Genomic DNA, 26,110 nt, shown 5'->3' on the forward strand with positions numbered 1-26,110 from the left:
TTGAATTGAATATGCGTGTCGCATCTGGCCTTGACCAGTCACCGTTCGTCAACAGTCTGTTGCCATTTTCCGGTTTTGTTTGTTTCAGGTAAACGCTGAAAGGGGCCTTTAAGCCATATTTTCTGCGACCTTGCGTTGGAAAACAGGGATATTTGGGAAGGGGTGCAAAGTAGGGTGACCCTATGCGTTGGCATAAGAAGCCCATTGAAAAGCGAAAGAAATAGGCGCAGGGTAAAAACAGGAAGAGTTTTCCACATATGGCTGTCAAGGTATGACGCATCAAACAAACCCCAAGTCTGCGCTGCTTGAAAGGTCGCGTTTTTCGCTTGGCGAGCTGCCAAGAGCAAAACAGTTCGAGATCTGGAAAGAAAGCATCAACTGTATTTACAGTGTCGAAATGGATCGCAAAACCCGCGAGGCAGGTTTTGTGGCGAACCTTAATTCATGGCGGCATCGCGACCTTTTGATGATCGAGGCGCAAAGCTGTTCGCAAAGCTTTTCACGCACATCGCAAATGATCGCCGCTGACGGCATGGATCATTACAACATCCAGCTTTACACCGATGGCGGGGTAAAATCCGAGATCGGCATTGGCGGGGATTTTCTTCAACCCGGTGGGTTGCTGCTGCTTGATCTTTCGCAGCGGACCGAGGCGCAGACCAGCGATGGCTTCAAGTCGATGCATCTGTTTTTGCCACGGCATCTGGTCGAGGATCATCTGACCCATCCTGATGATCACAATCTGCGTTTTCTGTCAGAGCGTGACCCGCTGGTCAGCATCCTGTTTCAGCAAATTCTGGCGCTTAATCGCTATATCAACGAGCTTGCCGATCACGAGATATCGGTGTTGCAGAAAACGATCGTCATGATGCTGTCGGCCTGCCTGAATGCCGCAGACGGAGGGACCCGTTCCACCGACGCAATGCGCCGTGATATCGAAAAAGGTGTGATGATCCGGCGATATTTTCGGCAAAATCTGTTTGCGGCCGAATTGACCGCGGACAAGGCCGCCAATGACCTTGGCCTGTCACGATCAAGCCTGTATCAGCTGTTTGAAAAACATGGCGGGGTTAAAAACTATCTGCGTGAAATGCGTTTGCGCCATGCCCTGAAACTGTTGGGCGACCCCAAAGAACGGCGGCGGTCACTGTATGACATTGCGCTGGAATGTGGCTATGAAACCGATGCCGGTTTTATCCGGGCGTTCCGCGCGAAATACGGTGTCACGCCAGGTGATGTCAGGGCCGGACATCGACCGTATGCCCATCATGCTGATGATGGTGTTGATAAGCGCTATGAGCACTGGCTGCATACGCTGGCGTAATGCGGCGGTCTGATGAGGATAGAGAGGATAGTCGGGGAATTGATGCCACTGCCCACGGGCGTGTGCCGTGGACAGTGGCGGAAATCTTATCGTTTGCCACCCATGATGAGCAACAGCAAGCCACCGATCGCGCTGGCAATACCGCCAATCAGATACCAGACCGTTTCGTCGGTATAGCGGCCAAGGAAGGTTTCCGAAAGCTGATCAACAGCACTTTCGGATGCGTTATAGCCCGTCACCAAAAGGGCAACACCGACTACAAGGGCGACAACGCCCAGAATACGGCCAAGGGACATGATGTTTGCTCCTGTCTTTATCTGTTTTGGTTGGCACCGCCCTGTGCAAGGGGGCATGGCAGGCGCCAACATATTGAACAGAAAAGATAACGCACGATCCTTAAGCTTGTTCCCGACGGGTCATGTTCGATCAGGACAATGCGGAAATCACATCAGAACTCTGGGTCAGTGAACAATATTCCGAGGCCAGCACAGCGGCATAAAGATCAAACACATCCTGTGCCGCGAAAGTTTTGCCGTTAGCGTCCGTCACATCAATCGCGGTGGTGGCATCAAGCACCAGCCAGTTTTCAAAGCCAAGGCAATGTGCCATGCGGATGGTGACATCCATGGAATTGTGGATAACCACACCGGTAAAGATCAGGCGTTTGATGCCGTGGTCATGCAGATGTTTTTCAAGTGATGTGCCGACAAAGGCACAGTTTTGCTGTTTGGCAATCACGGTTTCGCCGTCGATGGGCAATGCTTCGTCCTTGAACGGCTGGCCGGGGCCATCGACATAGAAGCTTGAGGCCGGGTTGGCTTCTTCGTGGCGCACGTGAATGACGGGCAGGTTTCTTGCGCGAAATTCCGACAACAGCTTTGCAATCACATCGGCATAGCCGGGATTGTTTTTGGAATTCCAGCGCGGATCATCAATGGCCTTTTGCACATCAAGGACGATGAGGGCGGTGTCGTTGTCGAGGACGGGCAGGGACATGAGAATACTCCGTCAATAAATGGGCCAAAAACAAAACCGGCCGGGAAATCCCCGGCCGGTCTGCTGATCACATCAGATGTTCGGAAGGGACAGACCCCTTAGGAGCAACCGGTGGTCGCGCCACAAGAGTCACATTTCAGGCAGGTGCCGTTGCGCACCAGGGTGAAGTTACCGCAATCCGGGCAACCGTCACCTTCGTAGCCTTTCATGCGGGCTTCGCGGATCTGTTCCATCTTGGCATCGGTTTTGGCGATGACTTCTTCGCTGGTGGTCAGGATCGCATTGTTCTGCGGTGCTGACGGTGCAGCGGTGGTCGCGCTTGCGGTGGTTTCGTGGCTGTGGCCATGACCGTCGGTGCCGGTGGATTTGACTTCCACGACGCGTTCTTCGGTCTGAACACCGCCATCAACCACATAGAGGTTGCGACGCACGAAGCCGCTTGATGCCACCTTGCGGATGGTTTCAATCGCCTGATCGCCGGTTTTCTTGGCTTCTTCACCAAGGTCGCCTTCGCTGACACCTTCGCCAACGGCATCCGGAAGGATGTCGGACGGCTGAACGTGGGCCAGGTCGTTACGACCGAGATAGGAGATCGCAAGTTCGCGGAACATGTAATCAAGGATGGAAGTTGCCATCTTGATCGCATCGTTACCGGAAACCATGCCGGACGGCTCGAAGCGGGTGAAGGTGAAGGCTTCGACATATTCTTCGAGCGGCACGCCATATTGCAGGCCGATGGACACCGCGATTGCGAAGTTGTTCATCAGCGAGCGGAATGCAGCGCCTTCCTTGTGCATGTCGATGAAGATTTCACCAAGCTTGCCGTCTTCGTATTCACCGGTGCGCAGGTAAACCTTGTGTCCACCAACGGTCGCCTTCTGGGTGTAGCCTTTGCGGCGGCCCGGAAGGGAGCGACGATCGCCACGAATGACGCGTTCGATGATTTTCTCAACGATCTGCTCGGACGCCTGGGCTGCCTTGGCAGCGGTCGGCTGATCGGCGTAATCGTCTTCTTCTACCAGGGCGGAGTTCAGCGGCTGGCTGAGTTTCGAACCATCACGGTACAGCGCGTTGGCTTTGAGGCCGAGACGCCAGGACAGCATGTAAGCATCTTTGCAATCCTGGATGTTTGCGCTGCTTGGCATGTTGATGGTTTTGGAAATCGCACCCGAGATGAACGGCTGAGCCGCGGCCATCATGCGGATGTGGCTTTCAGCCGAGAGGTAACGCTTGCCGATACGGCCGCACGGATTTGCACAATCAAAGACAGCAAGGTCTTCGTCACGCAGATGCGGGGCACCTTCAAGGGTCATCGCGCCGCAGACATAGGTGTTTGCCTGTTCGATCTGTTTTTTATCGAAACCGAGGGCGGCCAGCATGTCAAAGTCCATGCTGTTGATTGCCTTGGCATCCAGACCGAGCTGGTTGACGCAGAAATCATCGCCAAAGGTGTATTTGTTGAAGACGAATTTGACATCAAATGCGTTCTTCAGCGCACCTTCAACCTTGGCAATGGCGTCGTCGTCAAAGCCCTTGGCTTTCAGGTCATCATGGGTGATGGACGGCGAGCCAACCAGGGTGCCATGACCAACCGCGTATTTTTCAATGTCGCGGATCTGGTTTTCGGTATAGCCGAGCGTTGCAAGCGCAACCGGAACGGTGCGGTTGATGATTTTGAAGTAACCGCCGCCAGCAAGCTTTTTGAACTTCACGAGTGCGAAGTCAGGCTCGATACCGGTGGTGTCGCAATCCATAACCAGACCGATCGTGCCGGTCGGCGCGATAACGGTGGTCTGGGCGTTGCGATACCCATGCTTTTCGCCAAGCTCGACCGCTTTGTCCCAGGCTGCACGGGCGGCAACCGGAAGATCGGCATAGGGGCTGTCAGCCGCAACCAGCGGAACCGGATTGATCGACAGGCCTTCGTAGCCTTCCTGTTCGCCATAAGCGGCACGGCGATGGTTGCGCATGACACGCAGCATTTCAGCCGCGTTGTCGGCATAACCCGGGAACGCACCCTGTTCGCTGGCCATTTCAGCCGAGGTTGCATAGGAAACACCACACATGATCGCGGTGAGGGATGCGCCAATCGCACGGCCTTCGTCGCTGTCATACGGGATGCCCATGCTCATCAGAAGGCCGCCAATGTTGGCATAGCCAAGACCAAGGGTACGGTAACGATAGGAGAGTTCTGCGATACGGTCAGACGGGAACTGTGCCATCAGAACCGAGATTTCGAGAACAACCGTCCACAGACGGACAGCATGTTCGTAAGCCTCGATATCCACGCCGCCATCATCAGAACGGAAGTTCATCAGGTTCAGCGATGCAAGGTTACATGCGGTGTCATCAAGGAACATGTATTCCGAGCACGGGTTGGACGCATTGATGCGACCCGAGTTCGGGCAGGTGTGCCATTCGTTGATCGTGGTGTCGTACTGGATGCCGGGATCTGCGCACGCCCAGGCAGCTTCACCGACCTTGTCCCACAAATCGCGGGCAGAGATGGTTTTGGCAACTTTGCCATCTGTACGGCGGATCAGTTCCCAGTCACCGTTATCAAGAACAGCCTGAAGGAAGTCGTTCGACACACGAACAGAGTTGTTCGAGTTCTGACCCGAAACGGTCAGGTATGCCTCGGAGTCCCAATCGGTGTCATAGGTCTTGAAGCTGATTTCGGTGAAGCCCTGACGGGCGAATTCGATGATCTTGTTGATATAGGAATCCGGGATCATCACAGCGCGGGCAGCCAAGACAGCTTCTTTGAGCTGCGGGTTGGCGCGCGGTACAAAGCGATCTTCGGAGTCAGCGGCACCGTCCCAGTTGGTGCAAGCAGCAAGAACAGCTGTCAGGTGCTTTTCAGCCAGTTTGGAACCGGCGACGAGGGCAGCAACTTTCTGCTCTTCGACGACTTTCCAATCAATATATTCTTCGATGTCCGGGTGGTCGATATCAACGACAACCATTTTGGCAGCACGACGGGTGGTGCCACCCGATTTGATGGCGCCAGCAGCGCGGTCACCAATTTTCAGGAAGCTCATCAGGCCGGAAGAACGACCGCCGCCAGACAAGCTTTCACCGCCACCACGTACGTTGGAGAAGTTAGAACCGGTACCGGAGCCGAATTTGAACAGACGGGCTTCACGTGACCACAGGTCCATGATGCCGCCTTCGTTGACGAGATCATCGGCAACAGACTGAATGAAGCAGGCATGCGGCTGCGGATGCTCATACGAGCTGGCCGATTTGGTCAGTTCGCCGGTTTTGAAATCAACATAGGAGTGACCCTGTGCCGGGCCATCAATGCCGTACGCCCAGTGCAGACCAGTGTTGAACCACTGCGGCGAGTTCGGCGCACCCATCTGGTGGGAGAGCTGATAGCGCATTTCATCAAAGAAAGCCTGCGCATCGGATTCGGCGTCAAAATAGCCGCCTTTCCAGCCCCAATAGGTCCAGGTGCCTGCCAGACGGTCAAAGACCTGGGTCGAGCTGGTTTCGCTGATGTAGCGTTTTTCAGCCGGCATTTTGTCAAGCTTGGCGGTGTCAGCGGTCTTACGCCACAGCCAGGACGGGACGTCCTTTTCCTTGACCGGTTTAAGGGCAACCGGAACACCGGCCTTGCGGAAATATTTCTGTGCCAGAACGTCACTCGCGACCTGTGACCAGGAGGCGGGCATGTCGATGTCATTCATCTCAAAAACGACGGAACCATCCGGGTTTTTGATGACAGATGACAACTTACGAAATTCGATGTCGGCGTAAGGGCTGACACCTTCCTGAGTGAATTTTCTGGTAATCCGCATGGTCTGCTCCGGTTCTGATCAGACGTAACAGGGCGCTATCTGGTGATGCGCCAACATCGCCTGACTTTATATAGTTTGCTCAATGCTCTTGCGCTGCCCCTGATGCCGATATTTTCCAGCATTTCCAGAGCCCGCAGGTATGGGTATTCGGTGGTTTGGTCCCCCCTTGGAACCATCCGGTCCGTGGGAAAGACTATAATGGCAAAATTTCGCCACAGTCCACTAATCTTTGTGGTTGACAGTAATTTTTACCACAACATGTAGTGGGTCGATTGCTGTCTTGTTGATTCGATGCTGGTGGGATTCTCGTTAACAATCTCTGAATCGGTCCGGGAGGCCCGGAAAACTGCGATTTGTCTCGCAGCGCGATTGTGTGTCGGTCCTAAGACTCGGACTACATATTGTGTGGGAACGCGTTAAACCCACCCAACGTTTGATCAAGCTAACGCCGTTTTCATTCCATTTCCAGTGCCAAGCTGAAAATTAGGCACCACATGGTTTTTCGTAGCATGGAAACCAATGATAACAGTTTGATATTTATATGAAAGTCTTGTTTCGGATCTGTGTGAAAAGGCAGGGGTATCAAGCTTTGCGGCCTACTACATATATGGGGCGCATTGTGGATAAGGAGGTGGACAAAGCCCCCAGATGTAGATGGATCAAAGAGTCGTCGCCCTACAAGCAGTTGTGGGTTGTTTTCAGACGGAAATTTCCATCAAAGGCGGGCCCTGATTTATTCGTGGGCGGGGCAGGGCGAGGAGCCGGTTTGCCAACAGATATAAATTGTCTTGGGATTGTTGAGGCCGGGGGCCCTGAAACATTGACTTTCCACGAACATCACGACATATAAGTCACTTGATTGACAGGGTGTATCACCAAACACGCTGTACTGCCTTTTGCCGCCATCGCGTAAAGCAGGCGGACAAACCAGATCTGGAGAGAGACCCAACATGGCCACCGTCGGCACCCGTATTTATACTGCGCTGTTTGGCAAGCGCGTTGGCGAAGACCGTTTCGGCAATACCTATTACACCGAAAAGACTCCGGCAAAGGGTCGTCGCACCAAGCGTTGGGTTGTTTACAAAGGTGTCGTCGAAGGATCCAAGGTCCCGGCTGAATGGCATGCCTGGCTGCATTACACCCTTGATGCGCCGCTGTCTGAAAAGGCCGAAGACCGTTATGACTGGCAGAAAGAACACCAGCCGAACCTGACGGGCACCAAGCATGCCTATCGTCCGAAGGGCCATGAATATAGTGGCGGCAAGCGTGCACCGGCGACTGGTGACTATCAGGCTTGGTCACCGGAAGGCTGATTGATCCGAAAGAATACCCATTAACAGGCGGGCGCGGGGCAACTCGCGCCCGTTTGTGTTTTGGACATGTTTTGCCTGAATTCTGTTTCCCGATGGCCCGTTTGCGGCGGTTGTCTTTTGGGTGGTTGTTTTTCGGGGCGGGGCAATACAGTATAGGGTCCAGACCCTAAGTCTCAAAGAGATACAGAACGGATAAGGTCGATGAGCAACAGACTGATTGAAACTATTGCCGGTGCTGCCGTGATCGCTGTTGCGGTCGGTTTTGCGGCCTATTCCTATTCACGCGCCGGGATCAGTACGGTGGACGGCTATGAAATCATGGCCAGCTTCAATCGCATTGATGGTCTTGTTGTTGGCAATGACGTTCGCGTTTCGGGTGTTACCGTCGGAACGGTGACCGCCCAGGAACTTGATCCCGATACATATATGGCGGTCGTCAAGATGTCGGTGCGATCCGATCTGGCCTTGCCGATGGACAGTTCTGCCAAGATTGCGTCTGACGGGTTGCTGGGTGGCAAATTTGTTTCGCTTGAGCCGGGCGGGGATATCGACATGATCGAGGCCGGTGGCGAAATTGAATTCACCCAAGGGTCTGTAAACCTTGAAGATCTTATTGGTCAGGTTATCTATTCTTCGACCAACAGCGATAATTGATTGATCAGAGGCCCGCGACAAGCGGCCATGATTTTGCCGGGATTGCACAGCAAGGTGCGACGCAGAGAACGCAGCGAGGCGTCGGTCAAAGTCGAACAGAGACCTGTCTTGCCCCAAATGTCGGAGCGGTTGATGAAAAAGACCGGAAATGTTGATCACTTTCCTACCTGGCAGGCCAGCGATGGCTCGCCGCTGTCGTGCGTGGAAAAGATCAAGGTTCTCAATGACAATTTCGGTGAACTGCGCGAGATCATGCAGGACGCGCTTGAAGATGCACTTCTGATGGGCTGTGACGAAGAACAGTTCCGTAATGTGATGCGCGATCTGGTTGCCGAACTGCATAATCCCTATAACAAAAGCGACGAACAGGACTGAAGACCACAATGAAACGATCCTTTGCGATTGCCGCGATTTGTTCGACATGTGCAATGATCGGAACGGCGTCTTCGGCGCTTGATTATCGCCCGGCCCCGGTTGCCCAACTGCAGGGGCTTGATAAAATTACTGCCCGCATTTCGACCTTTGAAGTGCCAGTAGGGCAGGTTGCGCGTTTCGGGACACTCGAAATCCGGGTGGATGCGTGTTATCGCACACCCCCGGAAGAGCTCCCGGAAAGTGCGACGTTCCTTGATATTGCCGACATTCGCGAAGAAGGCAACACACCCCGTAAAGATCTGTTTTCCGGTTGGATGTTCGCATCAAGTCCCGGTTTGTCGGCCCTTGAACATCCGGTCTATGATGTGTGGTTGAAAGAATGTCTTGATCCGGCCGAGGGCGATGCCAATGGCAGCGAATCCGCCCCGCAAGGCCAGGCCGCCCCGGAGCAGCCATAAATCCGATCATATCCAGATTGGCAACAAGCTGACCGCAAATGTGGTCAGCTTTTTTTGTGGTGCGGCTGCATGATTTTGCAGGATTGGCGAAAAACCAACGGTATCGCGAACGGCCGCCTCGATGGGATTGGGGCTATATTGTCAAGAATATGGCGAATGTTTTTGCTATTGTTTCCAAAACCGAAAATATGTGTTGCGGTTTCGTTGGCTTGAGAGCGCCGGGTAGGCCTGTCATCCTCACGTCACGATTTATTGCGGTGCAATGAGCCTTTGCACCTTGTGAAAATGAGGGAATTTAAAATGTTTAACTCGATTAAAAAAGCTGGCGTAACGCTGGCAGTCGTTGCCGGTCTTTCCGGTGCAGCTTTCTCGGCCCAGGCGGCCGACACCTATAAACTGGATCCGACCCACACCAGTGTTCTGTTCATCGTGAACCACCTTGGTTTCTCCGATTATCAGGGTCGTTTTAACGGTGTTACCGGCGAGCTGACCCTTGATCGCGAAGATCCGTCGGCATCATCTGCCACCATCAAGATTGATCTCAACCAGATCGACAGTGGTGTCGAGGCGCTTGATAACCATATGAAAACCGCCGATTTCTTCAATGTTGAAGAATTCCCGACTGCGACCTTTACCAGCACCTCGGTTGAGCTGGTTGGTGACAATGCGGCAACCGTCACGGGCGACCTGACCCTTCTTGGCGAAACCAAGCCGCTGGTTCTTGACGTTACCCTTAGCGGTGAAGGCACCCATCCGATGACCGGTGATGAAGTTGTCGGTTTCTCGGCAGACGGTGTTGTGACCCGTACGGATTACGGCATGGACTTCCTCGTGCCGGGCGTTGGTGACGAGGTAACGCTTCAGATTTCTTCGGAATTCCTGAAGCAGAAGTAATCCGGCTTTATTGGATTTCGGGTGTGCGCTGTGGCAAATTTGCTGCGGCGCACATCACATTTCAGACCCGGGCAAGACATGGGCAGGCAGCAAGGAAAGCCGGTTATGACAATTCGTAGTACGAAGCACGCCTTTGGCGCGGTGACCAAGACCTTTCACTGGGTGATGGCGCTTCTTGTCATCAGCGTTTTTTCCATTGGCTGGTACATGGATTTCCTGCCGCTGGGGATGGAAAAGCTGGAATGGATATCGCGCCACAAGTCACTTGGCATAACGGTTCTGGCGTTGGTGATCCTGCGCGTTATCTGGCGCGTAAGTGAACCAAGCCCGCATGAGCTTGGCAAACTTCAGATCGAACGTCTGGCGGCAAAGGCTGGGCATCTGGGATTGTATTTGTTGATGTTTGCCATGCCGTTGACCGGCTGGACCATGTCGTCGGCTGCGAACTTCCCTGTCAGCGTCTTTGGCATGTTTACCTTGCCCAATCTTGTGTCGCCCAATCAGGAACTGTTTGAAACTTTGCGCACGGTGCACTGGTTGTTGTCCTGGGCGGTTGCCGGACTGGTTGGTGTTCATTTTCTGGCGGCACTCAAACATCATTTTTGGGATCGCGACGCGACATTGCGGCGTATGTTGCCCGGCAAACTCGAGGAAAACTGACATGTTTCAGATGAAACGCAAAATGCTGCCTGTATTGGCAATTGCCACGACCATCGCCGGTTTTTCCGGGGCAGCACTGGCCGCCGACCAATGGGTGGTGGAAGCAAACGACAGCGAAATTGAATTTACGGGTACTCAGCTTGGTGCGGCGTTTGAAGGCAAGTTCGAATCCTTTGAAGCCGATATCGTTTTTTCACCCGATGATCTTGCCGGGTCCTCGGTCGAGGTTCTGATTGATATTGCATCGGTCAATACCAGCAATGGTGACCGTGACAGTCAGATCGTCTCGCCAGACTGGTTTGATGCGGCACAATGGCCGACCGCGAAGTTTGCCACCAAGTCCTTTAGCGAAATTGCGCCGGGCAAGTACGAAGCGGTTGCTGATTTGACGATCCGTGACGTCACTCGCGAAGTAACCTTGCCGTTTGATCTTGAGATCGAAGGCAACAAGGCCGAAGCCGAAGGGACGGTGACGATTAACCGCACGGACTTTGGTGTTGGGCAGGGTCAATGGCAGGACACGTCACAGGTTGGTGACGCTGTGACCATCAAAATCGAGATCGAGGCCATGCGTCCGTAACTCGGCACACGCTTGACCATCCCAAAAGAAAGCCGCCCCGGAGATGCTCCGGGGCGGCTTTTTTGCACGTGTCCTGAATTATTTGGTGTGTGCGTTTATTTGGTTGCGCTTTTGCGCAAGTTATCGAGGAAGGCCTCAACAGCGTCATCAAGGGCGACTGCCTCGGAGACCAGTTTTTCGGCCGTGCTGGCAAGCTGGTTGGTGCCCGAAGATACTTTGCCGGCGTTGCTGTTAACCGTCTCGATGCGCTCGGATACTTCGCGCGTGCCATCAGCTGCCTGCTGAACGCTGCGTGAAATCTCGCCGATGGCGGCGTGCTGTTCTTCGACTGCGGCTGCAATCGCGGTTGAGCTGTCAGCGACCTGGGCGATGGTTTCGGAAATCAGACGGATGGCATCGACCGCCTCGGTGGTTTCGTTCTGAACAGCCAGAATCTGCTGGTTGATTTCCTCGGTCGCCTTGGCGGTCTGGTTGGCAAGGTTTTTTACCTCGCTTGCCACAACGGCAAAGCCCTTGCCGGCATCACCCGCACGGGCGGCCTCGATGGTGGCGTTCAGGGCCAACAGGTTGGTTTGTTCGGCAATGTCACCAATCAGACTTGCGACGTCGCCGATCCGCTGTGCGGCCTCGGACAGGCCAGTAACGGTCTGGTTGGTGCGGGTCGCCTGTTCATTGGCCTGATTGGCGATGTTCGCCGAGGTTGCAATCTGTTGGGCGATTTCATCGGAGGATGCAGACAGTTCCTCGGTCGCGGCGGAGACGGTTTGAACGTTGCTTGATGTCTGGGTGGTTGCCGAGGCAACAGCGGCCGACAATTCGCTGTTCATGTTGGTCGCGCTGCGCATTTCATCGGTGGCCGATTGCATGTCCTTGATCGATCTGGAGATCGAACTGATCAGGCCCTTGACCTTGACGTCAAGAGAATCGGCCATTTCCATCACGGCTTTACGCTGGTTTTCTTCGGCTTGTTCTTCAAGCGCACGCTGATTTTCCTGAAGCTTGCGGTTTTCAAGTGCTTGCTCGCGGAAAGAAACCACGGTGCGTGCCATGTCGCCGACTTCATCCTTGCGGCCCTGGCCTTCGATTTCGCCTTCAAGATCACCTGACGAGATAATCCGCATCCGGGCGGAAAGGGTTTTAAGTCCGCCGGTAATATCGCGACCAATGGCCAGCCCGGCCAGGGTCAGGATCAACAGAATGACACCGCCAATGATGACAACAAATGTTGCCTGTTCACGGAAAGCCGCATCGACGTCATCAATATAGATGCCCGTACCGATGATTGAACCCCAGGGCAGGGGTTCGGCAAAGGACAGCTTTTCGAAGGTCAGTTTTTCATCTTCACCGGGTTTCGGCCAGTGATAGGACGAGAAACCGCCGCCTGCCTTGTTACCGGACGCGATCAGATTGCGGATGAAATAATTGCCTTGGGAATCCTGTGCGTCGTTCAGGCTTTTGCCGACAAGCGCTGGATTGGCGCCATGCATTTCGGTCATGCCGTTGGTCGCAAAGACAAAGAAATATCCGATCTTGCCGTCATATTTGCCAGCACCGGCCAACTCGTAGAATTGGGTGATCGCGTCTTCCTGACTGAGAAGACCAGCATCAACCTTGTCCTGATAGGACTGCGCGATTGAAGTGATGTAGTTGGTGGTGGACCGGATCTTGTCCTTGCGGTCTTCAAGGAGTGCATCGCGCAGGGTGGAGAGCTGAAGCCCGCCAACGACGATGACGCCCACGAGCGCGATGACAGACAAGATGACGATTTTGTAACCAATCTTTAGATTGCCAAGCATATGGTTTCTCCGCCAGACGAGGCCGTGTTGATCAAAATATACGAATATATTGGTGTAGTTTCAGATCATATGCAAGAGAGATTATCCTAAAGTGTAGGTTTATGTATAGTCAAACGTCGAGGTAGCACTTACTGATGGGAGTGCAGTATCGGTTTAAGATATTGACTGAATGTCATTTATAAGTTTTGGAGCCATCAAAAAAGGCCAGGGCATTTCTGCCCTAGCCTTTCGGATGGTTTGCGTGTTGATGCGGATCAGTCGGTTGCGCGTTTGCGCAGATCGGCAAGGAAGTGTTCAACCGCCTCGTCAAGCGACTTTGCTTCGTCGACCAGTTTTTCGGCCGACTGGGCCAACTGGCTGGTGCCAGACGATACGCGACCTGCATTTTCGTTTACGGTCTCGATCCGCTGGGAAACTTCGCTGGTGCCATCAGCAGCCTGCTGAACGTTGCGCGAAATCTCGCCAATGGCGGCATGCTGTTCTTCGACAGCGGCGGCAATCGCGGTTGAGCTATCGGCGACCTGCGCGATGGTTTCGGAAATCAGACGGATCGCCTCAACCGCTTCGCCGGTTTCATTCTGAACCGAGAGGATCTGCTGGTTGATTTCCTCGGTCGCCTTGGCGGTCTGGTTGGCAAGGTTTTTGACCTCGCTTGCGACCACGGCAAAGCCTTTGCCAGCGTCACCGGCACGTGCGGCCTCGATGGTGGCGTTCAGGGCCAGCAGGTTGGTCTGTTCGGCGATGTCCCCGATCAGCTTGGCAACATCGCCAATCTTCTGGGCCGCATCGGCCAAACCAGTAACGGTCTGGTTGGTGCGGGTGGCCTGTTCGTTGGCCTGATTGGCGATTTCTGCGGAATGGGAAATCTGCTGGGCGATTTCATCGGAGGATGCGGTCAGTTCCTCGGTCGCGGCAGACACCGTCTGAACGTTGGTCGAGGTCTGGGTTGTTGCAGACGCTACAGCCGCAGAGAGAGAACTGTTGGTGTTGCTGGCTTCTTCCATCGAGGATGTGGCTTTTTTCATTTCGGTGATCGATCCCGAGATCGAACGGATCAAGCCTTTGACACGCGATTCAAGGCTGTCGGCCATATCGGTGATGTCCTGACGACGTTGCTTGTCGGCCTGTGCCTCAAGCTCTTGCTGGCGGGTTTGCAGTTTCTGGTTTTCAAGCGCCTGCTGGCGGAAGGCGACCACGGTGCGGGCCATGTCACCAACTTCGTCACCACGGTCCTGACCTTCGATTTCGCCTTCAAGTTTGCCACTGGCGATTTCGGTCATGCGGCTTGAAAGTTTGCTAAGTCCGACCGTGATGTTGCGGCCAATTGCAAAGGAAACGGCCAGCATGATCGCGATGACAATCGCGATGACGACCAGAACGAAAATCGCCTGTTCCCAGAACGCTGCATCGACATCATCAATATAGATGCCGGTACCGATGACGTCGCCCCAGGGCAGGGTTGCGGCAAAGGACTGTTTTTCAAAAAGGTCTTCTTCGGGGTGGCCTGGCTTTGGCCACAGATAGGTGAAGTACCCACCCGCCGGGGCCTTGGCGACATCCAGCATGTTCTGAATGATGAAGGAACCACTCGGGTCCTGAAGTTTGCTAAGATCCTTGCCGACAAGGGCGGGGTTGGCCGCATGCATCATGTTGACGCCCTTGCTGTCATAGGCAAAGAAATAACCCGTGCCATCGTCGAACTTGGAGGCCGCAGCAACCCGGTAAAATTCGGTTACGGCTTCTTCCTGACTGAGGTCGCCGCTATCGACCAGGTCCTGATAGGACTGTGCAGCCGTCACAAGCATTGTGGTTGTGGCTTTAACCTTGTCCTTGCGGTCCTCAAGCAAGGCTTCCCGCAATGCAAAAAGTTCCAGCGCCGAGATTACAAGCAGTGCAACCAGTGACAGCAAGGTCAGGCTCGCGACCTTCTTGCTGATCTTGATGTTTTGTAACATGTGATCTGTACCCGTGTATGTTGCCATTTCAGCAGCGGTGTCAGGGGGATGGCACCCTTTCCTCACCCCTTGATGCGCGTATATTTTAAAACAGTTACCTGTCAAAAAGTATAGTAATATTTAGCCCTGTTGCGGAAATTCACTAATCAAAAGTTGTGCCTGTTGCGGTGCGACAACATTGGCCCATGCAGGCGCAGACAAGTGGCGTTGCACAGGGTTCGGTCAGGAATCAGAAAAGGACATCTGCGATCATTGCAGATGTCCTTTTTAAATGTCTTGCGACGGATCAAACCCGTGGGGTCAGGCAAGCACCTTTGTCAAAAATCCTGCGGCAATGCGAAGGCCTTCTTCGTCAATGCCATGTTGCAGGCCAGGGCGTTCATGAAGGCTGACTTCAATGCCATTGGCGGCAAGCGTATCCTTGGCAAGACGCGATGCCTCGATCGGTACCACCGGATCGGCAGTACCATGGACAAGCACCATCGGCGGACGGGATTTGATTTCAGCGCCAAACGTCTGTTCGCCAAGCAATGCACCGGAAAAGCCGACAACGCCGGCAATTTCATCATCACGCCGGGGGGCGGTTTGCAGGGACATCATCGTTCCTTGCGAAAAGCCAACCAGTGCGACCTTGTCCGCAGACACCCCATGCGTTTCCATGACGTGATCGATGAAGTCATCGACATAGGCAGCACTTTTGCGTGCACCTTCGGCCATGGCAGCAAGGGCGCCAGACATCGTTTCCGGCGCACGACGCAGGAATTCGGGATCATATTCGGCCAGACTGAACCATTGGCGTCCGAACGGCGACATTTCGCACGGGAAGGGCGCGTTTGGTGAATAAAAGGTGGTGTCGGGCAGTGCGCGCGCCAGATGCGGCGCCAAACCGATCAGGTCATTTCCATCCGCACCATAGCCATGCAGAAAGATGACAACGCTTTTGGTGGTGCCCGAGGCAGCCGGTTTGGCCGGACCAGATAACAATGTGTCGGTGCTCATGCGTGCTTTCCTGAATTTCCCTTTGCACCTGCTTAGCAATGCAACCGACTGACCACCAGCATTTTTTGTCACAAAACCAAAGGTTCCTGGACTGCCGTGATTGCAGGAAACCCATAAACCGTCATGACCTGTGGATAACTTTGTGGATGGAAAAGCAGGTTTGGGGAAAATTATCCTGTAAAATGTCAAAAACATCAGTTTTGGTCGTGGGTGCTTATTCCTCAGTATAGATTTTTTGAGTTTTCTAATTTAAAAGATTCAGATGTTCTGTAGTTAATTTTAGTAAATAAAAACAACTAGTTATTTGATTTTCCTGTTCTTGGTGTTTGGGCAGCCTGTGGCAGGCACCCGATTATGGGGGCAGATTTTCGGCGGCAATTCGCGCACAAGCTGCATGAAGTGGGACAAAAAGTTAACGATGTGGATTTTTTGGACAGCCGGTCATTAAAAGGTGCCTTTTGCCGCCTGGTAATCTGTGCCACAAGAATTCTTCCGGTTCGCCCGGATGCCCCACAGCATGATCCATAGACCGAGGTCCAAATGAACCGCACGCGCCGCTGGTTCGGCAAGGGTGATCGACGCGTTCTGGCGTTGACCCTGCCGATTATTCTTTCCAATGCAACTGTTCCGTTGCTTGGCGCGGTCGATACGGCTGTGGTCGGGCATCTCGATAGTCCGCATTATATCGGGGCGGTTGCGGTTGGCGCGCTTATTTTTTCCTATGTGTTCTGGAGCTTTGGCTTCTTGCGCATGGCCACTACGGGCCTTGCGGCACAAGCCTATGGACGTCGCGATCCAAATGGTGTGCGTGCAGTATTTGCCCGCGCGGCCCTGATTGCTGTGGTTGCCGGTTTGGCGGTGATGGTGTTGCAATGGCCGATCATTGAACTGGCGATGAGCCTGATTGCGCCGACACCGGCGGTCGAGGCCGCCGCGCGCGATTATTTCCATGTCCGGATCTGGGCGTCGCCTGCGACGCTGATGCAATATTGCATGCTGGGCTGGTTGCTGGCGATGCGTGACAGCCGGGCTGTGTTCATTTTTCAGGTGGTTCTCAATTCGCTGAACATCATCCTAGATATCCTGTTTGTGCAGGGATTCGGTTGGGACGTGCGCGGAGTGGCCGGTGCCACGGTGATTGCCGATTATTCGGGGGTGGTGCTGGGCTGGTTTTTGATGCAGCCGCATCTGAAAAGACTGGGAGGGACATGGCGCGGGATTGGTCTTTTTGATCGTGCGCAACTGGCCCGGTTGATGAAGATTAATGGCGATATCTTTATCCGCACCATGGCGCTGACATCGGCCTTTGCACTGTTTACCAGCTTCTCCGCCCGGTTTGGCGAGGTGACGCTTGCCGCCAACGCGGTTTTGCAAAACTTCCTGATGTTCGGGTCATTTGCCCTTGATGGTTTTGCCCATGCGGCAGAAACCCTTGTCGGGCAGGCCTATGGCGCGGAAAAGCGCAAGCAGTTCCTGTGGGCGGTGCGCAAGACAACTGTTTGGGGGATTGTTTCAGCCGTGGTGATGGCTGCCCTGTTTGCCGCATCGGGACCGTGGATCATAGATGCCCTGACCAGCATTCCTGAGGTCCGCAGCGCATCCTATGAATATCTGATGTGGGCGGTGGTATTGCCTATTACCGGGGTGTTGGGCTTTCAGTTTGACGGGGTGTTTCTGGGCGCGATGCAGACCAAGCATTGGCGCAACATGATGTTGCTGTCAGTCGCGGTCTATGCCGGTTTTGCCTGGTGGGCCGTGGTGATGGGCAGCAACCATTTCCTGTGGGCCGCGTTTAACGGCTTCTTCCTGCTACGCGGGCTGACACTGGCAGTGCTGTTCCCGACGATCATTCCCAAGCAGCGTCAGGCTTTGGCGTAGAGCGCTTGTCGGGTTCGGCACTTGCTGATCGAGGTCCCCGCCTTCGCGGGGATGACGGTGGCAGATTGGCTTGTTTCGCTGTCACATCGTGATGGCAGGCATCTGTCCGATGTTAGTCGGCGTCAGCAACCGGCAGGGTGGTGCTGTTTTTGACTTCGTGAAGCGTGAAGCTTGATTTCATGTTGGCAACACCGGGCAGCTTCATCATGACTTCGGACAGGAAGCGTTGATAGGCGGCCGGGTCCGGCACAACGATACGCATCATATAATCCTGATTGCCGACCATGGCATAGCAATCAACGATTTCCGGGTGTTCCTGCACGGCCGTTTCAAAGCGGCGGAGCGACGGTTCGTCATGCTGGGTCAGCGATACGGTGACAAAGACATTCACACCAAGGCGAAGATGGGCCGGGTCCAAAAGGGCGACATATTTGCGGATGACGCCACTTTCTTCGAGCTTGCGCAGACGCCGCAGGCAGGGGGAAACGGACAGGCCGACCTTGTCAGCTAGTTCGACCATGGAGATTCGACCGTCTTCCTGAATTTCACGAAGAATTTTGCGATCAATTGCGTCGAAACCGTTGCGCGCCATAGCGTGCCACACTCCTTTGGACGATAAGATAACGGGCCGAAATTCGCCCGGAGAACCGTATTTTCGGAAGGGTGGATTTTGCCAAATTCCCGACCGGGCGTACATAATTTCTGCTGCGCGATAAGCCATGACTTCGCGTTTCTGTCAATCTTTGCGTCGCCAAACGGTGCAATTTTTACGTTGAAATCCTGTATATGATCGCAATGCGGTGCAACAGATCATAGCCGCATCGTCCATGCCAAAGACTTGCAACAGGCAAGCAATGCAAGTATGACCTTCAATTCCTTGGAATGCCTGCAGTTGTGAGCATCTGCAGCGGAAGTTATCGTTGCCGTGTGCCATCCGGGCAGTGTAGTATAATCGTACCAATTTACTTATTTCGATTGTGATTATTCTCCTGCCGGGAGCCCGGGGGAGGTTGGCACTGTCTGACACTGGTCTGACATTGGCAGCCGATATACTGAAAGGCACGTATGGTGGACGCTGCGCAAAACACGCCGGGATATAACCTGGTTACAATTGGCGAGCACAAAATCAATATTCGTCCGGCGGTTCAGGCAGATCTCGCCAATGTTGTCGATCTTGATGACCGGACCACGGGACTGCGCAAGCCGGATTACTGGGACGATCTGTTTACCCGTTATGGCAACCGCAAGGATTCCCGTTTCTTCCTGATTGCCGAAGAAAACGGAACGCTTCTGGGCTGCATTTTCGGTGAAGTCCGGTCGTGGGAATTCAATTCCGTGCCGTGTGGCTGGGTTGGCACCGTTAGTGTCGAACCGGACCTGCGCATGGGCGGGATCGGTACCATCCTTTATAACGAAATCTGCCGCTGTTTCCGCAAGGCCGGGGTGACCAAAATCCGCACCATGATCCCGCGCGATGCGACTGATTTGATGTCGTTCTTCCGCGCGCAGGGCATGATGGCGGGGCCGTTCATCCAGCTGGAAACAGATATGGAAGAGGGGGAATAAGCCGATGATGTCCTTGCAAAAGGCGACGCTGTTTGCCCTCTATGCCGTGCTGGAACTGGCCGAAGATACCGACCGCCAGCTTTCGGCATCGGAAATTGCCGAGCGTTACAATATTTCGACCAACCATCTGGCAAAGGTCCTGCGTGATCTGGGCCGGGCGGGGCTGGTTGAATCGGTCCGTGGTGCGGGTGGCGGTTATCGTTTCTGTGGCAATGCCAAGCGCACGACACTTTTGGATGTTGTGCAGTTGTTTGAGGAGGTCGGCACAAGCCCGTCCAACAGCATCGTGCAGAATACCAATGCCGGTGCGGCGCTTTCGATGGTGATGGATGAGATCGAAGAGATCACCCATGCCACATTGCTGTCGATCACGATCGAGACGATGCTGAAACTGATGCGCAAACGTCGCCCGGAAAAACCGACATCCACCGGATTGTTCCGCGCGGTTTAACGCTTAAACCAAGCACAGACACATACACCAGATAGACAAAAGGCCGTCAGATTGCTCTGACGGCCTTTTTGATTTGCGAACGCGCGGCGGGCTTAGCTCTCGCTCTCTGCCGGGGCCGGTTCTGCTGATGCCTAGGCGGGAACCGAAGCCTTGTCAGCCGTTTCTGCCTTTGGGGCAGCTTTCTTGCGCGGACGGCGCGGTGCGCGTTTTTTGACTTCCTTGGCCGGTGCAGCGTCAGACTTTGCGTCGCTTGCGGTTTCTGCCGGTGCCTCGGTTGCTGCTGGGGCAGCATCCTCTGCCGGTGCTTCGTCGCTGGCCTTTTTGGTCGAGCGGCGCGGCTTTCTGGCCGTCGTTGATTTCGACTTTACAGCAGCAGGCTTGCGCTTGGCCGTGGTGGTCTTTTTCGGTGCTTCTTCTTCGTCGTCAGAAGGCTTTTTGCCAAGGCTTGAGGCCGGCACTTCGGTCAGAAGGAAGCTTGGAACGTGATCGCCAAAGCCGATGACTGTTTTGTCATCGCGGTCGTCACGGTCACGGCGATTGTTGCGATTGTTACGGTCATTCCGATCATTACGCTCGGTCCGATCCGGACGCTCGGTGCGGTTGCGATCAGTGTTGCCCGCGTTATTACGTGCGTCGCGTGCCGGTGCCTTGGGGGCATCTGCGTCTTTTTGCGGTTGTGCCTCGGATTTGGCCGGTGACGGGGCGTCAGCAACCGCTTCCTTTTTATCCGATCTTGCCGGACGGGCGGGTTTGTCGTCACGCGTATTGGTGGGCTTGCGGCTTTTCTTGTTGCGACGCTTCTTGCCGGTAAAGTCCAGCTCCAGCGTCTCGATGCCTTCAAGTTCGGTCAGCGGGATGTCCATATTGATGGACTTGTTGATCGCAGCAACAAGCTTGCCATCCTCTGGCACGGCCAGGGTAAAGGCTTTGCCGTCACGGCCTGCGCGACCGGTACGACCGGTACGGTGGACGTAATCCTCGGCGTTGAACGGCACATCAAAGTTAAAGACGTGCGAGACATCGGCGACGTCAATACCGCGTGCGGCCACGTCCGAGCAGACGAGCAAGGTGATCTCGCCGGTTTTGAACTTTGCCAGCGTTTCGGTACGTTCGCTTTGCGCCAGATCGCCATGCATGCGACCAGCATTAAAGCCGTGCTTGGTCAGCGATTTATAGAGGATGTCGACGTCTTTTTTGCGGTTGCAGAACACAAAGGCGTTGCGGACATCTTCGGCGCGGATCAGGCGACGCAGGGCTTCGCGCTTGTCGAAATCGTCCAGGACAAGGAGCTTGTGTTCAACCGTGGTTGCCATCGTCGAAGGCGGCGATACGGTGATTTCCTTGGGATTGGACAGGAACTTGTCGGCAAGGCGTTTGATTTCCTTGGGCATGGTCGCCGAGAAGAAAAGCGTCTGGCGCTGCTTGGGCAGCATGTTGACGATCTTTTCGATGTCGGGAATGAAGCCCATGTCGAGCATGCGGTCGGCTTCGTCAATTACAAGCAGTTTGCAATCAGACAGCAGCAGCTTGCCGCGCTCAAACGTATCAATCAGGCGGCCCGGGGTCGCGATGATGACATCGGCACCTTTTTCAAGGACCTTGCTTTGCTCGGCAGCAGATTCGCCACCAATAATCAACGCCTTGGACAGCGAGATATATTTGCCATAGGTGTCAAAGTTTGCAGCAACCTGGGTGGCCAGTTCGCGGGTGGGTTCCAGAATGATGGAACGCGGCATCCGCATGCGGGCCCGGCCATGATGGAGAATATCAAGCATCGGCAGGGTGAAGCTGGCCGTTTTGCCCGTACCCGTTTGCGCACAGCCCAGAATGTCGCGTGCCATCAGCACCGACGGAATAGCTTGGGCCTGGATCGGGGTTGGGGTGTCGTAGCCGGCGTCTGCGACGGCTTTGAGGATATCTTCGCTCAGACCGAGATCGGCGAAATTCATATGGTTCGTTTTCCCGCAAAGAAATGCGTTAAGGTTAAGCGGATCGCTAGAAATCTGATTGCGTCGTAAAGCCAACCCTTAATTAAGTCAAGAAAAACGCCGCTTAATTGCCTTGGAAAACCCATTCGGCGGGCTTTGAGAGGCTTGTTTGCAACAATTTGACAGCGTAATCTGCCACAACAGCTCATACTCGGGGAGAAAAACAGTGCTGATGGACGCAACCCGTTCAAGTTTGCTGATAATCGACGTTCAGGAAAAACTCTATCCAGCCTGTCTGGAACCGGATCAGATCATCGCCAATTGCTGTTTTCTGATCAAATGCGCCAATCGCCTTGAGGTGCCGGTGATCGTCACCGAACAGTATCCCAAGGGTCTTGGACATACGGCCAAACCGATTGTCGACCTTCTGGAAAAGCCGGGTGATGCTACTGATGGCGGCAATGTCGTTTCCAAGGTGGCATTTTCCGCCGTTCCGGCCGATGGCTTTATCGAAAAGATGGAAGAAAATCAGGGTCGTGATCAGGTGGTGGTTGCGGGCATGGAAACCCATGTCTGTGTGCTGCAAACGGTGATGGACCTGATCGAACGCGGTCGGGAGGTCTATGTCGTCTCCGATGCGGTGACATCGCGCAGCCAGCATGACAAGATTTTCGGGCTTGAGCGCATGCGTGATGCTGGCGCCAAAATCGTAACCCGCGAAAGCGTGATGTTTGAATGGCTTCGGGTGGCAGGTACGCCGGAATTCAAGGAACTGAGCGCGCTGATTAAATGAGCTCGACCTCAAAGAAGGCTACCGGGCACGTCGATGGTGATGGCGTGCCCGTTGTGTTTTTGTCAGGCATGCTTGCCGATCAGCGTATGTGGCATCCCGCAGTTGCCGCATATGACGAACTTGATGATCCGACCAAGCCCGCACTTAAACCGGTATTCTGTGAATTGTTTGATCAGGATACGGTTTCGGATATGGCGCGTGCAGTGCTTGAAACCGCGACGGATCGCTTTGCGCTGGTGGGGATGTCGATGGGCGGCTATGCCGCCTTTGAAATCCTGCGTCAGGCCCCGGAACGCGTCAGTCACCTGATGCTGGTCAATACAAGGGCAACGTCTGACAGCGAGGCGGTGCGACGTCGTCGTTTGTTGCTGTCGCGCATTGTCGCGGGCAAGACGCCGTTTGTTGCGGTCAATGACGGCATGCTTGATGAGATGCTTCACCCCGATAACCGCAGTAATGCCGGGTTGGTTTCCCTGTTGACTGCAATGGGCGACGCATGCGGGGTAGGTGTGTTTGAACGACAGAATCATGCGGTTGCGACCCGTCCGGACAGCATGACGGATCTTGGCAATATTGCCGTGCCATGCAGCGTTGTTGTCGGTACGCATGACCGGATTATAAGCCCTGAAAGCCAGCGGGAAATGGCCGATGCCATCCCTGGTGCGACCTACCAGGAATTTGCAGGTGCGGGGCATTATGTGCCACTTGAGCAGCCCGTCGAGTTTGCCCGGTCACTAGCAGGGCTTTTGGTGCGTTAGCAGCTTGGCAAGAACGGGCTGCAATAACGATCGTCATTGTTGCGCATATGACGCGGGAAGAGCTGATAGTTGACCGTGTCAGCGTTGTTTTCGACCTGTTCGGCAAACTGGGCCGTATTGAAGTGTGCGCGGGTTTCCGAAATGATTTTATCCCCGACACAGAAGCCGAAACGGACCGTAACGCGATCACTTGTATCATCCATGGGAAGAGATTTTGGGTCAGTGCAGAGCTTGCCCCGCATGGTGGATTGTTCCGGATTGACGACGGCAACCATACGGTTTTCCGGCTTGATGGTTTCCCCATCTGCAATGTCGGCCGGATCAGTGACAAAGCGCAGACGCGGCGGGTAGCCATGGTTTGACATGGCCGCACTCCAGAAATCATCGGTGAAGGTGTTATTGGCATCAACGATTTCAAGCATCATCACACGGCTTGGCGCGCCGGCTGTCCGGAAGCTGTCGACTTCGGTGACCTCATAATGGGCACGTTCGATCACGGCGATGTTGCAACCGGCAAGCGCAAGCAGACCACTTGCAGCAACAGCGATTGAAAACGGGCGTGTCAATTTTGACAGTCGCGATGCGGGCGCGGACATGACTTTCATCCTTTCAGGCTTGCTGAGACCAAAGAACCTATCCCTAGATATTGTCGGGAAATTGCCAAAGTCACGCGGTTGCGCCGATTTTTAAGGGTAGAAAACAAAAAACCCGGCACAAAGGCCGGGTTTTGTTGGTATTTCGAGATGCCGATCAGACGTCGATATCCTCGACGAAGCGGGCGTGTTCCTGAATGAACTGGAAGCGCAGCTCCGGCTTTTTGCCCATAAGGCGGGTCACAAGATCCTTGGTCTGTCCGCGGGCATCCGGTTCGGCTGCATCGGGCAGGGTAACACGCAGAAGTGTACGTTTCTTGTGTGCCATGGTGGTTTCGCGCAGCTGTTGCGGCGGCATTTCACCCAGACCCTTAAATCGGGAAATCTCGACCTTGTTCGGGTTCTTGAACTCGGTTTCGAGGATGACTTCCTTTTCGGCGTCATCCATGGCGTAGATCGACTTGCCACCTTGGGTCAGGCGGTAAAGTGGCGGCATCGCCAGATACAGATGGCCGTTTTCGATCAGGCCAGGCATTTCCTGATAGAAGAAGGTCATCAGAAGGGATGCGATATGTGCGCCATCGACGTCAGCATCGGTCATGATGATGATGCGTTCATAGCGCAGATCACCCAGCCGGAAATCGGATCCCGAACCGCAGCCAAAGGCTTCGATCATGTCCTTGATTTCCTGGTTGGCCATCATCTTTTCATAGGTCGCCGACGCAACGTTCAGGATCTTACCGCGCAGCGGCAGGACGGCCTGCGTTTCGCGGTCTCGGGCCTGTTTGGCAGAACCACCTGCAGAGTCACCCTCCACCAGGAAGATTTCAGTGCCAGCCGCGATTGAACGCGAACAGTCGGCAAGCTTGCCCGGCAAGCGCAGACGACGGGTCGCCGACTGACGCTTGGTTTCCTTTTTCTCCTTGCGGCGCTGACGTTCCTCGGCGCGCAGGATGATGCGTTCAAGCAGACGCTTGGCGTTTTCGGTATCCCCGGTCAGCCAGTGGTCAAAGTGGTCACGCACCGCGGTTTCAACCAGTTTGGTTGCACCCTGGGTACCCAGCTTTTCCTTGGTCTGGCCCTGGAACTGCGGATCGGGAATAAATACCGACAGCATGATACAGCCGCCGCCAAAGACGTCCTCAGCGGTGATGGCAGCGGCCTTTTTCTGCCCCAGCATATCGCCATAGGCCTTGATCGCCTTGGTGATGGCGTAGCGGAAACCGGCCTCGTGCGTGCCGCCAAGCGGGGTCGGGACGGTGTTACAGTAGGAATGGAAGTAGCCTTCGCCGCTTTCCGGCCAGCCAATCGCCCATTCAACACGCCCGGCACTTTCAGAAAACTTTGCTTCGCCTGCGAAAGGACGGTCTGTGACCATCTCGCGGCCCTCAAGCGTCATTTCGAGGTAATCAAGAATGCCGTTCGGGAACTTCAGGACTTCCTGCTGCGGGGTCGGGTCGTCACTGGTCAGAAGCGACGGGTCAACCGACCAGCGGATTTCAACACCCTTGTAGAGATACGCCTTGGAGCGCGCCATACGGAAGATGGTCGCTGCCTTGAGCTTGGCGCGGGTGCCGAAAATCTCGGGGTCGGGTCTGAAAATAACCGTGGTGCCACGACGATTGTTGATCGGACCGCCATCCTGAAGTGGCCCCAGCGGGGTGCCCTTGGAATATTCCTGAAACACCATCTTGCGATCACGGCAGACTTCAACGCGGAACTTGTCGGTCAACGCGTTCACCACCGACATACCGACACCGTGCAAACCGCCCGAGGTCTCATAGGCCTTGCCAGAGAACTTGCCGCCCGAGTGCAGGGTGGTCAGGATCACCTCAAGTGCGGATTTGTCGGGAAATTTCGGATGCGGGTCGGTCGGAATACCACGCCCGTTATCGCGCACCAGCACAGTATTGTCTGGCTGCAATTCCAGTTCGATCCAGTCGGCGTGGCCAGCAACCGCTTCGTCCATCGAGTTGTCGAGAATTTCCGCGACCAGATGATGCAATGCGGCATCATCGGTGCCGCCGATATACATACCGGGGCGTCGACGGACGGGCTCAAGGCCCTCGAGAACTTCAATATCCTTGGCGGAATAGGCTTTATCGGTGGACTGGTTTGAATCTTCAAAAAGGTCGGTCATGCCCCGGAACGCAACTTCTTTTATTGTGTTAAAACAAGGTCCAATACCGTATATCTGTTCTTCGATATTATGGTCTTGGAAGCCTCGGCGCTAAACGAGTACCATATCTTTATCGGTTCGTACCAGATGATCGGTGCGCACCGACCATAAAAATGTGTTTTTGAATCCAATGCAAGTGATGGTCGCGACTTCTGAT

General features: G+C 54.5%; 23 protein-coding genes. 13 read left to right on the forward strand and 10 right to left on the reverse strand.

All coding sequences use genetic code 11. From position 1 onward, the window contains the following. Nucleotides 1-271: 271 nt before the first annotated feature. The gene (locus tag TH4_RS08760) at nt 272-1,324 is read left to right on the forward strand and encodes a helix-turn-helix domain-containing protein (RefSeq protein WP_064780713.1); all 1,053 of its coding nucleotides are present in this window, start codon (nt 272-274) and stop codon (nt 1,322-1,324) included. Nucleotides 1,325-1,410: 86 nt separating this feature from the next. Here TH4_RS08760 and TH4_RS08765 read toward each other — a convergent pair whose 3' ends face one another. The 3 genes from TH4_RS08765 to TH4_RS08775 all read right to left on the reverse strand — a co-directional run bounded on the left by TH4_RS08765 (nt 1,411) and on the right by TH4_RS08775 (nt 6,123). Beyond that, nucleotides 1,411-1,620: a DUF3185 family protein gene (locus TH4_RS08765; RefSeq protein ID WP_008891455.1), complete on the reverse strand. Its 210-nt coding sequence runs from the start codon at nt 1,618-1,620 to the stop codon at nt 1,411-1,413. A 130-nt stretch (nt 1,621-1,750) separates the two neighbouring features. Then, complete coding sequence (locus TH4_RS08770) at nt 1,751-2,320, reverse strand: isochorismatase family protein (RefSeq protein ID WP_064780714.1); 570 nt, start codon at nt 2,318-2,320, stop codon at nt 1,751-1,753. A gap of 98 nt (nt 2,321-2,418) precedes the next feature. Then, entirely contained in the window at nt 2,419-6,123 is a 3,705-nt protein-coding gene (locus tag TH4_RS08775) for a vitamin B12-dependent ribonucleotide reductase (protein WP_008891457.1), read from the reverse strand. A gap of 950 nt (nt 6,124-7,073) precedes the next feature. Between TH4_RS08775 and TH4_RS08785 the strand changes: the two genes are divergently transcribed. The 7 genes from TH4_RS08785 (at nt 7,074) to TH4_RS08815 (ending at nt 11,057) form a co-directional block, all read left to right on the forward strand. Beyond that, nucleotides 7,074-7,436: an NADH:ubiquinone oxidoreductase subunit NDUFA12 gene (locus TH4_RS08785; protein WP_008891459.1), complete on the forward strand. Its 363-nt coding sequence runs from the start codon at nt 7,074-7,076 to the stop codon at nt 7,434-7,436. Nucleotides 7,437-7,637: 201 nt separating this feature from the next. After that, a complete protein-coding gene (gene mlaD, locus TH4_RS08790; protein WP_064780716.1) occupies nt 7,638-8,090 on the forward strand; it encodes an outer membrane lipid asymmetry maintenance protein MlaD in 453 nt (150 codons plus the stop codon). A 132-nt stretch (nt 8,091-8,222) separates the two neighbouring features. Beyond that, nucleotides 8,223-8,465, forward strand: coding sequence for a hypothetical protein (locus TH4_RS08795; protein WP_008891461.1), 243 nt, complete (start codon nt 8,223-8,225; stop codon nt 8,463-8,465). An 8-nt stretch (nt 8,466-8,473) separates the two neighbouring features. Beyond that, complete coding sequence (locus tag TH4_RS08800) at nt 8,474-8,923, forward strand: DUF2155 domain-containing protein (RefSeq protein ID WP_064780717.1); 450 nt, start codon at nt 8,474-8,476, stop codon at nt 8,921-8,923. Nucleotides 8,924-9,223: 300 nt separating this feature from the next. Further along, on the forward strand, nt 9,224-9,817 hold the full coding sequence (locus TH4_RS08805) for a YceI family protein (RefSeq protein WP_064780718.1): 594 nt from the start codon (nt 9,224-9,226) through the stop codon (nt 9,815-9,817). 105 nt (nt 9,818-9,922) lie between these two features. Then, the gene (locus tag TH4_RS08810) at nt 9,923-10,477 is read left to right on the forward strand and encodes a cytochrome b (RefSeq protein ID WP_064781020.1); all 555 of its coding nucleotides are present in this window, start codon (nt 9,923-9,925) and stop codon (nt 10,475-10,477) included. A 1-nt stretch (nt 10,478) separates the two neighbouring features. Then, complete coding sequence (locus tag TH4_RS08815) at nt 10,479-11,057, forward strand: YceI family protein (protein ID WP_064780719.1); 579 nt, start codon at nt 10,479-10,481, stop codon at nt 11,055-11,057. 95 nt (nt 11,058-11,152) lie between these two features. On the opposite strand, the gene TH4_RS08820 is transcribed toward TH4_RS08815, so the two are convergent. From TH4_RS08820 to TH4_RS08830, 3 genes are all read right to left on the reverse strand, one after another. Beyond that, complete coding sequence (locus tag TH4_RS08820) at nt 11,153-12,853, reverse strand: methyl-accepting chemotaxis protein (RefSeq protein WP_064780720.1); 1,701 nt, start codon at nt 12,851-12,853, stop codon at nt 11,153-11,155. A 254-nt stretch (nt 12,854-13,107) separates the two neighbouring features. Beyond that, complete coding sequence (locus TH4_RS08825; RefSeq protein ID WP_064780721.1) at nt 13,108-14,808, reverse strand: methyl-accepting chemotaxis protein; 1,701 nt, start codon at nt 14,806-14,808, stop codon at nt 13,108-13,110. A gap of 300 nt (nt 14,809-15,108) precedes the next feature. Beyond that, the gene (locus tag TH4_RS08830; RefSeq protein ID WP_064780722.1) at nt 15,109-15,807 is read right to left on the reverse strand and encodes an alpha/beta hydrolase; all 699 of its coding nucleotides are present in this window, start codon (nt 15,805-15,807) and stop codon (nt 15,109-15,111) included. 540 nt (nt 15,808-16,347) lie between these two features. On the opposite strand from TH4_RS08830, the gene TH4_RS08835 reads away from it, so the two are divergent. Then, complete coding sequence (locus TH4_RS08835) at nt 16,348-17,685, forward strand: MATE family efflux transporter (protein ID WP_064780723.1); 1,338 nt, start codon at nt 16,348-16,350, stop codon at nt 17,683-17,685. Nucleotides 17,686-17,797: 112 nt separating this feature from the next. Here TH4_RS08835 and TH4_RS08840 read toward each other — a convergent pair whose 3' ends face one another. Next, nucleotides 17,798-18,277, reverse strand: coding sequence for an Lrp/AsnC family transcriptional regulator (locus TH4_RS08840; protein ID WP_008891470.1), 480 nt, complete (start codon nt 18,275-18,277; stop codon nt 17,798-17,800). A gap of 473 nt (nt 18,278-18,750) precedes the next feature. Between TH4_RS08840 and TH4_RS08845 the strand changes: the two genes are divergently transcribed. Next, nucleotides 18,751-19,251 (forward strand): GNAT family N-acetyltransferase, encoded by a 501-nt coding sequence (locus TH4_RS08845; protein WP_063087257.1) that lies wholly within the window; start codon nt 18,751-18,753, stop codon nt 19,249-19,251. 4 nt (nt 19,252-19,255) lie between these two features. After that, a complete protein-coding gene (locus tag TH4_RS08850; RefSeq protein WP_008891472.1) occupies nt 19,256-19,702 on the forward strand; it encodes an Rrf2 family transcriptional regulator in 447 nt (148 codons plus the stop codon). Between the two features lie 131 nt (nt 19,703-19,833). On the opposite strand, the gene TH4_RS08855 is transcribed toward TH4_RS08850, so the two are convergent. Next, nucleotides 19,834-21,651, reverse strand: a complete 1,818-nt coding sequence (locus tag TH4_RS08855) for a DEAD/DEAH box helicase (protein ID WP_064780724.1) — start codon at nt 21,649-21,651, stop codon at nt 19,834-19,836. A 211-nt stretch (nt 21,652-21,862) separates the two neighbouring features. Between TH4_RS08855 and TH4_RS08860 the strand changes: the two genes are divergently transcribed. Together TH4_RS08860 and TH4_RS08865 are read left to right on the forward strand one after the other, a co-directional pair. Then, the gene (locus TH4_RS08860) at nt 21,863-22,423 is read left to right on the forward strand and encodes a hydrolase (RefSeq protein WP_083997054.1); all 561 of its coding nucleotides are present in this window, start codon (nt 21,863-21,865) and stop codon (nt 22,421-22,423) included. After that, nucleotides 22,420-23,181, forward strand: a complete 762-nt coding sequence (locus TH4_RS08865) for an alpha/beta fold hydrolase (RefSeq protein ID WP_064780726.1) — start codon at nt 22,420-22,422, stop codon at nt 23,179-23,181. The genes TH4_RS08860 and TH4_RS08865 overlap by 4 nt, the downstream gene beginning before the upstream one ends. Here the strand turns inward: TH4_RS08865 and TH4_RS08870 are convergent. Together TH4_RS08870 and parE are read right to left on the reverse strand one after the other, a co-directional pair. After that, the gene (locus TH4_RS08870) at nt 23,178-23,777 is read right to left on the reverse strand and encodes a hypothetical protein (RefSeq protein WP_157097730.1); all 600 of its coding nucleotides are present in this window, start codon (nt 23,775-23,777) and stop codon (nt 23,178-23,180) included. The genes TH4_RS08865 and TH4_RS08870 overlap by 4 nt on opposite strands. Nucleotides 23,778-23,931: 154 nt before the next feature. Continuing rightward, nucleotides 23,932-25,914 carry a DNA topoisomerase IV subunit B gene (gene parE / locus TH4_RS08875; protein WP_008891478.1) on the reverse strand — a complete coding sequence of 661 codons (1,983 nt, stop codon included), beginning with the start codon at nt 25,912-25,914 and terminating at the stop codon, nt 23,932-23,934. Nucleotides 25,915-26,110 lie beyond the last annotated feature (196 nt).

Source organism: Thalassospira tepidiphila MCCC 1A03514, assembly GCF_001662875.1.
GTDB lineage: Bacteria > Pseudomonadota > Alphaproteobacteria > Rhodospirillales > Thalassospiraceae > Thalassospira > Thalassospira tepidiphila.

What these genes read in the sequence shown, in the direction of transcription:
- TH4_RS08820 (WP_064780720.1), bottom strand. Translation starts at nt 12,853, where the DNA reads ATGCTTGGCAATCTAAAGATTGGTTACAAAATCGTCATCTTGTCTGTC.
- TH4_RS08830 (WP_064780722.1), bottom strand. Translation starts at nt 15,807, where the DNA reads ATGAGCACCGACACATTGTTATCTGGTCCGGCCAAACCGGCTGCCTCG.
- TH4_RS08800 (WP_064780717.1), top strand. Translation starts at nt 8,474, where the DNA reads ATGAAACGATCCTTTGCGATTGCCGCGATTTGTTCGACATGTGCAATG.
- parE (WP_008891478.1), bottom strand. Translation starts at nt 25,914, where the DNA reads ATGACCGACCTTTTTGAAGATTCAAACCAGTCCACCGATAAAGCCTAT.
- TH4_RS08805 (WP_064780718.1), top strand. Translation starts at nt 9,224, where the DNA reads ATGTTTAACTCGATTAAAAAAGCTGGCGTAACGCTGGCAGTCGTTGCC.
- TH4_RS08810 (WP_064781020.1), top strand. Translation starts at nt 9,923, where the DNA reads ATGACAATTCGTAGTACGAAGCACGCCTTTGGCGCGGTGACCAAGACC.
- TH4_RS08765 (WP_008891455.1), bottom strand. Translation starts at nt 1,620, where the DNA reads ATGTCCCTTGGCCGTATTCTGGGCGTTGTCGCCCTTGTAGTCGGTGTT.
- TH4_RS08770 (WP_064780714.1), bottom strand. Translation starts at nt 2,320, where the DNA reads ATGTCCCTGCCCGTCCTCGACAACGACACCGCCCTCATCGTCCTTGAT.
- TH4_RS08855 (WP_064780724.1), bottom strand. Translation starts at nt 21,651, where the DNA reads ATGAATTTCGCCGATCTCGGTCTGAGCGAAGATATCCTCAAAGCCGTC.
- TH4_RS08860 (WP_083997054.1), top strand. Translation starts at nt 21,863, where the DNA reads ATGGACGCAACCCGTTCAAGTTTGCTGATAATCGACGTTCAGGAAAAA.
- TH4_RS08840 (WP_008891470.1), bottom strand. Translation starts at nt 18,277, where the DNA reads ATGGCGCGCAACGGTTTCGACGCAATTGATCGCAAAATTCTTCGTGAA.
- mlaD (WP_064780716.1), top strand. Translation starts at nt 7,638, where the DNA reads ATGAGCAACAGACTGATTGAAACTATTGCCGGTGCTGCCGTGATCGCT.
- TH4_RS08785 (WP_008891459.1), top strand. Translation starts at nt 7,074, where the DNA reads ATGGCCACCGTCGGCACCCGTATTTATACTGCGCTGTTTGGCAAGCGC.
- TH4_RS08825 (WP_064780721.1), bottom strand. Translation starts at nt 14,808, where the DNA reads ATGTTACAAAACATCAAGATCAGCAAGAAGGTCGCGAGCCTGACCTTG.
- TH4_RS08835 (WP_064780723.1), top strand. Translation starts at nt 16,348, where the DNA reads ATGAACCGCACGCGCCGCTGGTTCGGCAAGGGTGATCGACGCGTTCTG.
- TH4_RS08845 (WP_063087257.1), top strand. Translation starts at nt 18,751, where the DNA reads ATGGTGGACGCTGCGCAAAACACGCCGGGATATAACCTGGTTACAATT.
- TH4_RS08795 (WP_008891461.1), top strand. Translation starts at nt 8,223, where the DNA reads ATGAAAAAGACCGGAAATGTTGATCACTTTCCTACCTGGCAGGCCAGC.
- TH4_RS08815 (WP_064780719.1), top strand. Translation starts at nt 10,479, where the DNA reads ATGTTTCAGATGAAACGCAAAATGCTGCCTGTATTGGCAATTGCCACG.
- TH4_RS08865 (WP_064780726.1), top strand. Translation starts at nt 22,420, where the DNA reads ATGAGCTCGACCTCAAAGAAGGCTACCGGGCACGTCGATGGTGATGGC.
- TH4_RS08850 (WP_008891472.1), top strand. Translation starts at nt 19,256, where the DNA reads ATGATGTCCTTGCAAAAGGCGACGCTGTTTGCCCTCTATGCCGTGCTG.
- TH4_RS08870 (WP_157097730.1), bottom strand. Translation starts at nt 23,777, where the DNA reads ATGTCCGCGCCCGCATCGCGACTGTCAAAATTGACACGCCCGTTTTCA.
- TH4_RS08760 (WP_064780713.1), top strand. Translation starts at nt 272, where the DNA reads ATGACGCATCAAACAAACCCCAAGTCTGCGCTGCTTGAAAGGTCGCGT.
- TH4_RS08775 (WP_008891457.1), bottom strand. Translation starts at nt 6,123, where the DNA reads ATGCGGATTACCAGAAAATTCACTCAGGAAGGTGTCAGCCCTTACGCC.